At 68.9% G+C, this 7,651-nt stretch carries 5 protein-coding genes and 1 pseudogene; 4 read left to right on the top strand and 2 right to left on the bottom strand.

The features are described from left to right. Nucleotides 1-1,251: 1,251 nt before the first annotated feature. Nucleotides 1,252-1,662, bottom strand: coding sequence for a hypothetical protein (locus ACWDX7_RS26095; protein ID WP_451492826.1), 411 nt, complete (start codon nucleotides 1,660-1,662; stop codon nucleotides 1,252-1,254). 531 nt (nucleotides 1,663-2,193) lie between these two features. Here ACWDX7_RS26095 and ACWDX7_RS26090 point away from each other — a divergent pair. From ACWDX7_RS26090 to ACWDX7_RS26080, 3 genes and pseudogenes are all read left to right on the top strand, one after another. Next, a complete protein-coding gene (locus ACWDX7_RS26090) occupies nucleotides 2,194-4,953 on the top strand; it encodes a Helicase associated domain protein (protein ID WP_451492824.1) in 2,760 nt (919 codons plus the stop codon). A 227-nt stretch (nucleotides 4,954-5,180) separates the two neighbouring features. Then, nucleotides 5,181-5,852: pseudogene (locus tag ACWDX7_RS26085) on the top strand (helicase associated domain-containing protein); the annotation flags it as partial. A 153-nt stretch (nucleotides 5,853-6,005) separates the two neighbouring features. Then, a complete protein-coding gene (locus ACWDX7_RS26080) occupies nucleotides 6,006-6,812 on the top strand; it encodes an AbiTii domain-containing protein (RefSeq protein WP_451492823.1) in 807 nt (268 codons plus the stop codon). A gap of 227 nt (nucleotides 6,813-7,039) precedes the next feature. Here the strand turns inward: ACWDX7_RS26080 and ACWDX7_RS26075 are convergent, their stop codons facing one another. Then, nucleotides 7,040-7,171 carry a hypothetical protein gene (locus ACWDX7_RS26075; RefSeq protein ID WP_451492822.1) on the bottom strand — a complete coding sequence of 44 codons (132 nt, stop codon included), beginning with the start codon at nucleotides 7,169-7,171 and terminating at the stop codon, nucleotides 7,040-7,042. Nucleotides 7,172-7,205: 34 nt separating this feature from the next. Between ACWDX7_RS26075 and ACWDX7_RS26070 the strand changes: the two genes are divergently transcribed. After that, complete coding sequence (locus ACWDX7_RS26070; RefSeq protein ID WP_451492821.1) at nucleotides 7,206-7,619, top strand: hypothetical protein; 414 nt, start codon at nucleotides 7,206-7,208, stop codon at nucleotides 7,617-7,619. The last annotated feature ends 32 nt before the right edge of the window (nucleotides 7,620-7,651 follow it).

The raw sequence follows: 7,651 nt of genomic DNA, 5'->3' as shown, positions 1-7,651 counted from the left end.
TTCTGCGGCGTCGTGCATGAGGTCGAGCAGGCTGCGCTCGGCCCGCTCCATGACCAGGACGACAGCGCCGTCGAGTCCGGTCCCAGAGCGCTGCGCGCTCTGGAGCGGGAGCCCGTCGCTGCGCTCCGGGCAGGGCCGGCCCTTCGGTCCGGAGTCCTCCGCTTCACTCCGGACCGGGGCCCGGTTTCGCTGCGCTTCACCGACCCCCGGTCAACCCTTCCGCTGGGCTCCAGGGTTGACCGGGGGTCACCGCCCGCGCTGCGCGCGGGCGGTGAAGCCTTCCGCTGCGCTCCAGGCTTCTGGCCTGGAGCGCAGTCCAGGGCGGGCCCGGTCGCTCCGCTCCCCGGCCCGGGGCCCGCTGCGCGGGCGGCTGGCAACAGTGCAGGGGGGGGGGGGGCTTGGGCGGGTCCCTGACTGCGGGGCCGCGGGACAGGGGTCCGGGCACCGCCTGATGCTCGGAGAGCAGGATCACGGGAGGGGCAGGGCGTGATGCTGGCTCTGGTTCCGCTGCGCTCCACCAGAGCGGGGCCTGCTCCGCAGGGGAGGTGACCCCGTTCCACGGGGTCCTGGCCTTCGGCCCGTTGGGCGGGTCCGCTCCCCCACCCCAGGGCCCTTCCGGCTCTGCCTCCAGGCCCCGGGCCGCTGACGCGGCCCGACGGTGAGCAAAGGATGGCGGTGCGGTTACCGGACCCCCGGGCCGGCCCGTTCCCGGTCTACGTCGATTCCTCGTCTCCTTCTGCTTGCCCACTCAACGACCCACCCAAAGAGGAGCTGAGGGCGGTCGTGGGATCCGCATCCGCTCCGCCGCAGTGGTTCAAAGGGCTACCGATAGGCAACCCCAGGAGATTGCCACCACCACTACCCGTCCCACTGCGGGTCTCACCAACCGCCTGACTACCGTGATGGTTAACACAAGTGGTACTGAACGCGGGTGACAGGAAGTCACCGATACCACCGGCCCAAGCCGGGGAAGCCACCTGACCGCTCGCCAACACGGCAAACGAGACAGTGACGGCACGAACTACAACACGTGAGGGCATACACCCCACAACGACACACCTTGATCAAGGTCACACGACCCCGGCCCGGGGCACGCTGCGCGGGCGGCTGGCAACAGTGCAGGGGGGGGGCTTGGGCGGGTCCCTGACTGCGGGGCCGCGGGACAGGGGTGCGGGCACGGCCTGGTGCTCGGGGAGCTGCGCCTGCAGGGCCGACCCGGTTCACGGATGGCTAACTACGGGTCCTTGGGGCCTACGGTGCGGCTGCCTTCTTGAGCACCAGGGTCGGCGGCTCGTCCGGAGAGCGGAACTCCACCATTCCTTGCCTGGGCGTGTAGAGCTGGATGCCGCCGATCTTGCCCAGTCCGCCGTCATCGACGGTCAGGTAGACGAAGTCACTGGACGAGTCGCTGTCGACGAATTCCCATCGGCCGCTGAAGTCGGCGGGGTCGGAGAACTTTTCTGTCAACACATCGGTAGCAGAGAACAATCCGTCGGCCCCGAGTAGGATCTCGGCGCCGGTCGCATCGTTGCGGTACACGCCGGGCAGCTCGTCGGGATCGACCGAGTCCGTACACCCTGAAACGAGCACCGCAGAAGCCGCCAGTACGGCAACGAGCCACCGTCCACCCGTCCCCCTGCCCATCACAGCCCCCGTACGCATGCTCACAGACCTCTCCCCAAAAGGATGGACAGCCGCCCCTGCGACCGCACCCTCCTATTTGAACATGCTCAAAAATTGCGGCTCCCCCTGGGCCCTCCACCGCCACGTCGGGTGCGGCTCGCGGGGACTGAAGTCCGGGGAGGGGACTGCGACTCCGGGGCGGACCCCCGGCTTCCTCCGGCCTCGACGGTCCTTCCGGCCGCGCTTCCACCACCTCAGGGAGACGGACGTGATGAGTGCATCAGTTTGGACCAGCATGTAACGTTGGCGGAAAAATGGGATGCCCTGGGGTTCGTCTAGTGCGTCCAGGTGCTGAATCTCGTTTCCGGCGGATCACATTGACCGTACTCGATGGCTTTTTCGTAGGAATGGTTGCCGAAGTAAGTACACGGCGAGTAGACGGGTTGCACGCCGTACCAGACTGTCCAGATCAGAGCGGTGAGGGCGAGGGCGGACGCCAGGTGCTTCCACGTAGAGGGCCCTGCAACGGGATGAATCATGGCGCTGATCATAGGACAGGAAGTAGAGGTCATGATTTCTCTCAGGGAACACCAGGTGGACCAGCGGTCGGCATTTCGCAGATGGGTGGGATTTCCTGCACGGGCCTCTGTGCCCCCGCAGGGAGCCCGGGGCACGATCGTGTCCGCGACCGGGTCGGGCAAGACGATCACGGCCGCCGCCTGCGCACTGGAATCATTCGCGAACGGGCGGATCCTCGTCACCGTCCCGACCCTGGACCTGCTCGCGCAGACCGCCCAGGTGTGGCGCCTGGTGGGCCACCGGGCCCCGATGGTCGCCGTGTGCTCGCTGGAGAACGACCCGGTGCTCAACGAGCTGGGCGTACGTACCACCACCAACCCGATCCAGCTCGCCCTGTGGGCCGGGAAGGGGCCGGTCGTCGTGCTCGCCACTTACGCCTCCCTGGTGGACCGCGAGGACCCCGACGCTCCGGTGGGCCAGCGGACGGTTCGCGGGCCGCTGGAGGCCGCCCTGGCGGGCGGAGAGCGCCTGTACGGGCAGCAGATGGCGGGCTTCGACCTCGCGATCGTGGATGAGGCACACGGCACCGCCGGTGATCTCGGGCGGCCGTGGGCGGCGATCCACGACAACGCCCGCATCCCGGCGGACTTCCGGCTCTATCTCACCGCGACGCCGCGCATCCTGGCTGCGGCCCGGCCGCAGAAAGGCGCGAACGGGCAGGAGCTGGAGCTCGCGAGCATGGCCGACGATCCGGAGGGCACGTACGGCGCGTGGCTCGCAGAGCTCGGGCTCTCGGAGGCGATCGAGCGCGGGATCCTCGCCGGGTTCGAGATCGACGTGCTGGAGATCCGCGACCCCTCCCCCGTCCTCGGGGAGTCGGAGGAGGCGCAGCGGGGCCGGCGCCTGGCGCTCCTGCAGACCGCGCTCCTGGAACACGCCGCGGCGTACAACCTGCGTACGGTCATGACGTTCCACCAGAAGGTGGAGGAGGCCGCCGCGTTCGCGGATAAGCTGCCGGAGACGGCCGCCGAGCTGTACGTCACCGAGGCGTCCGACGAGGCCCTGGCGCGGGCGGAGGCGCTGCCGAAGTCGTCGATCGACGCGGAGTTCTACGAGCTGGAGGCCGGCCGACACGTACCCCCTGACCGGGTGTGGGCGGCGTGGCTGTGCGGCGACCACCTCGTCAGCGAACGGCGCGAGGTCCTGCGCCAGTTCGCCAACGGCATCGACGCGACCGGACACCGCGTGCACCGCGCCTTCCTCGCCAGCGTTCGCGTGCTCGGGGAAGGCGTGGACATCACCGGCGAGCGGGGAGTCGAGGCCGTGTGCTTCGCCGACACCCGCGGCTCGCAGGTCGAAATCGTCCAGAACATCGGCCGCGCGCTCCGCCTCAACCGCGACGGCACCACAAAGGTCGCCCGCATCATCGTGCCCGTCTTCCTAGAGCCGGGCGAGGACCCCACCGACATGGTCGCCAGTGCCTCGTTCCGCCCTCTTGTAGCCGTCCTCCAGGGCCTGCGTTCGCATGACGAACGTCTGGTCGAGCAGCTCGCCTCCCGCGCCCTCACAAGCGGGAAGCGCAAGCTGCACGTCCGGCGCGATGAGGACGGGCGGATCGTCGGGGCCGGCGGCGAGGGCGACGGCGAGGACCAGCAGGACGACGACACGCAGGTCGCCGCCGAAGCGGCCCTGCTCCACTTCTCCTCACCCCGGGACGCCGCCACGATCGCCGCGTTCCTGCGCACCCGCGTCTACCGGCCCGAGTCCCTGGTCTGGCTGGAGGGCTACCAGGCCCTCCTCCGCTGGCGCAAGGAGAACAAGATCACCGGCCTCTACGCCGTGCCCTACGACGTCGAGGTCGAAGTCGGGGCGACCAAGGCGTTTCCGCTTGGCCGATGGGTCCACCAGCAGCGAAAGGCGCTGCGGGCCGGGGAGCTCGAGGAACGGCGCAAGACGCTGCTGGACGCGCCGGAGGCCGGAATGCTCTGGGAACCGGGCGAGGAAGCGTGGGAGGCCAAGCTCGCCACGCTCCGGTCCTACCAGCGGGCGACCGGGCATCTCGCCCCGCGGCAGGACGCCGTGTGGGACGACCCGGCCGGCGGCGGCCCCGTGCCGGTCGGGCAGTACATGGCCAACCTCCGGCGCAAGGGCGGTCTCGGGAAGGACCCGAAGCGGGCTGACGCACGCGCGCAGCAGCTGACCGCGATCGACGAGGACTGGAACTGTCTTTGGCCCCTGGACTGGCAGCGGCACTACCGCGTCCTCGCGGACCTTGCCGAGGACGAACCCGGCGGCATCCTGCCCGAAATCCAGCCCGGCGTACTGATGGACGGCGACGACATCGGACGATGGCTCCAGCGGCAGACCCAGCCGACCACCTGGGTGCAGCTGTCGAGCGAGCAGCAGGAGCGGCTGTCGAAGCTGGGCGTACAGCCCGACCAGCCACCGGCCCCCGCCCCCACGGCCGGTCGTACGACGAAGAGCCCGAGCAAGGCACAGCAAGCGTTCCAGCGCGGCCTGGAGGCCCTCACGCAGTGGGTGGAACGGGAGGGTGCGGACCGGCCGGTACCCCGCGCCCACAGCGAGGAGGTCGCCGTCGACGGCGAGGCAGAGCCGGTGGTCGTGAAGCTGGGCGTATGGGTCTCCAACACCAAGACCAGGCGGCACAAGCTCGCCCAGGAGCAGCAGGCCGCCCTCGCTGCGCTGGGCGTCCCCTGGGCAGTGACTGCGCCGGTGCCGAGTCGGCCCGGGGGCCCGGATCCGGCGGGTGACGTCGTCGTCCAGCCCGTAGCGTCGGACGCGTCAGGGTAGGAATGCCAGGGCCGAGGCGACATCATGCGGAGAAAGAGCGCCAGGCCATGGAGTACCGACCGGCAACCAACTGACCAACACCATCACCAAAAACGTCAGCGCCAGATCGGCATCTCTGTCATCACTCGAACCCACTCACCACAACCAGCTGAACAGCACAGGCAGCGCGCCGCCGAACTGACATCACGATGCCGAACAACCAACGACAAAAACTCGCAGATCATCACACCGGGCACCTCGCACCCCGGCAGGACGCCGTCTGGGGCGAGGGCGAGGCGATGGTGCCTATCGGGCAGTACATGGCCAACCTCCGCCGGAAGGGCGCGAAGAACGGCCTGGGCAAGGACCCGGAGCGAGCGGCGGTGCGTGCCGAGCAGTTGGCGGCGATCGACCCGGACTGGGACTGCCCCTGGCCGCTCGACTGGCAGCGGCACTACAAAGTGCTCGCGGACCTGGTCGACGCTGACGGTGTGCTGCCCGACATCCAGCCCGGCGTGCTCTTCGAGGGCGACGACCTCGGACGATGGCTCACACGGCAAAGAGAAGCGACCAACTGGACACAACTCTCCGCCGAACAGCAGGAACGGCTGACAACGCTGGGCATCAAGCCCGTTGAGGCCCCGTCTCCTGCCCCGACGGCAACGCCTACGGCGAAGGGGCCAGGCAAAGCGCAGCAGGCGTTCCAGCGCGGCCTGGCGGCCCTCACCCAGTGGGTAGAGCGGGAAGGCGCGGGCCGGCCGGTGCCCCGTAGCCACACTGAGGAGATCGCGGTTGACGGCGAGACGGAGCCGGTCGTCGTCAAGCTAGGCGTATGGGTATCGAACACCCGCGCGAGGCGGGACAAGCTCACCCCCGAACAGCGGGTCACACTGAAGGAGCTGGCTGTGGAGTGGGCGTGACACCACCGGTCTCTAGACCACATGCCTTCAGAACTCCTTGCCCGCAGGAATCTGGGCTCACAGGGTCGACCGCTGGTCTGTCCGCCTCAGCGTGCCCGGCTGCTGACACTTGCTAGTGCGGGCCGTTGTCAGTGGCGACGGGACAATAGGGTCATGAACAGACGACAGCGCGGACTTTTGGCCGAGATTGAGCAGGAGGCTCTCGACGAGTCGAAGCCGCTCTCCTCAGTCCTGCGCAAATGCGTGGTCCTCGGCGGTCACAGCAGCTCCGCAGAGCTGCGGGAGTGGGCGACACGTGAACTGCGTGGCTACGACGGCATTCCCACCGACGCTCTGCCTGGGTACAGAAGGATCCCAGCGCCGATCCAGGTGAATGCGCTGCTTGGCCCCAACTCGGTGCGCGGCCAACGGATCAGCCCCTCGCAGTTGCCCGAATTCGCCCGGGACGAAGTGAAGGAGGAAGTTGCCCTGCGCAATGGCATCAGTGAGGTGGAGGCCCTGGCGCAAAGATACGAGGTCAGTGGGGAGCACGCCCATCTGAGCATCCCCGGCGGCCTGGACCTGACCCGGCTCATGGACGCGGCGTCCGGGAACTCGTTCCAGCACATCACGGACATCTACTGGTCCGTGTCTCCCGCATCCTTGCGAGGCCTGGCGGACCAAGTGCGCACGACAGTGGTCGAACTGGTTGCGGAACTACGCGCAGCCATGCCCGACGACCAGCAGATACCCACGCCCGATCAGATGGAGCACGCCCTGCATGTCGTGGTGCACGGAGACCGGGCCCGAGTGAACGTCACCGCCGCGCAGGCCTCCGGCAGCGGCAGCAGTAGTGTCGGTCAGCAGGCTGCGGACGAGGGCCCGTTTTGGAGCCATGGCAGGCGTATCGGTGCAGCCGTCGTGGGACTCGCCACGCTGGTAGGCACCGGAGCGGCCCTTTGGCCGTTGCTGGGTAAGTAGCTGCGCAGGGAGGCGGAAGCGTTCCGGGTTGGCCCGGACACACCTGGCGGATCAGCGCAAACGACGGTTGGCGGCCGGGTGCTCGCCTGCGGGCATCCTATGCTGCCCGGTCATCGCCTTCGCGTGCCGAAGTGCCGACGCTGGCACGGGAGGTCGGATATTCGGCGGACGAGAAGACGGGCGCCTCACCTCATGCCGACGGACCGGGCAGACCGTCAGGCCGACAATCACTCCACCCCACCCTGCGCGCAAGCCATCACGGGCGTACCGGCATCGCCGGTGATGCGCCACGTGAACAGGCACGCCCAGGGCAGCCAGCCATCCTCGCGATGGGCGTCCCGCGACAGCAGCTTGGTCATCTCGTGACAGCCGTGATCACTACTACAGCGCACCATGACCAGGGACAGCCCTCACATCCTTGCTGACGCCCATCCGATGTCACGGGCGCACCCATTCACGCCCGGGCACGTCGGGACGATCTACGCGGCGACGAACGCGGTGTACGCCGGCCGGGCCACCGCCCGCACAGTCAAGCTGCTGCCGGACGGCACCGTGTTCCACGACCGGGCGGCGCAGAAGATCCGGCGCCAGGAGCAGGGGTGTGAGTACGCCGCAGCCCAGCTCACCGCGCTCGGTGCTTCGCGGCCGCGCCCCGGCTGCGACCCGTCCGTCTGGCTGCGCGAGGCCCTGGCCACGGTCGGCGCCCGCAACGTCCGGCACCGCGGCGCGCACTGGTTCTGCAGACGGTTCCCGTGTGTTGCCGCTTGGTCGATGACGGTACCAGGACGAGAGGGCTGCGGCCGATGACTGCCACCCAAGGCGCCCTGTCTTGCGCTGGA

It is taken from the genome of Streptomyces sp. NPDC003034 (assembly GCF_053591375.1).
This window is presented reverse-complemented; position numbering and strand designations above follow the sequence as displayed.

Coding starts and splice junctions, on each gene's coding strand:
- ACWDX7_RS26095 (WP_451492826.1), bottom strand. CDS start 1,662: ATGCGTACGGGGGCTGTGATGGGCAGGGGGACGGGTGGACGGTGGCTC.
- ACWDX7_RS26090 (WP_451492824.1), top strand. CDS start 2,194: ATGATTTCTCTCAGGGAACACCAGGTGGACCAGCGGTCGGCATTTCGC.
- ACWDX7_RS26080 (WP_451492823.1), top strand. CDS start 6,006: ATGAACAGACGACAGCGCGGACTTTTGGCCGAGATTGAGCAGGAGGCT.
- ACWDX7_RS26075 (WP_451492822.1), bottom strand. CDS start 7,171: ATGACCAAGCTGCTGTCGCGGGACGCCCATCGCGAGGATGGCTGGCTG.
- ACWDX7_RS26070 (WP_451492821.1), top strand. CDS start 7,206: ATGACCAGGGACAGCCCTCACATCCTTGCTGACGCCCATCCGATGTCA.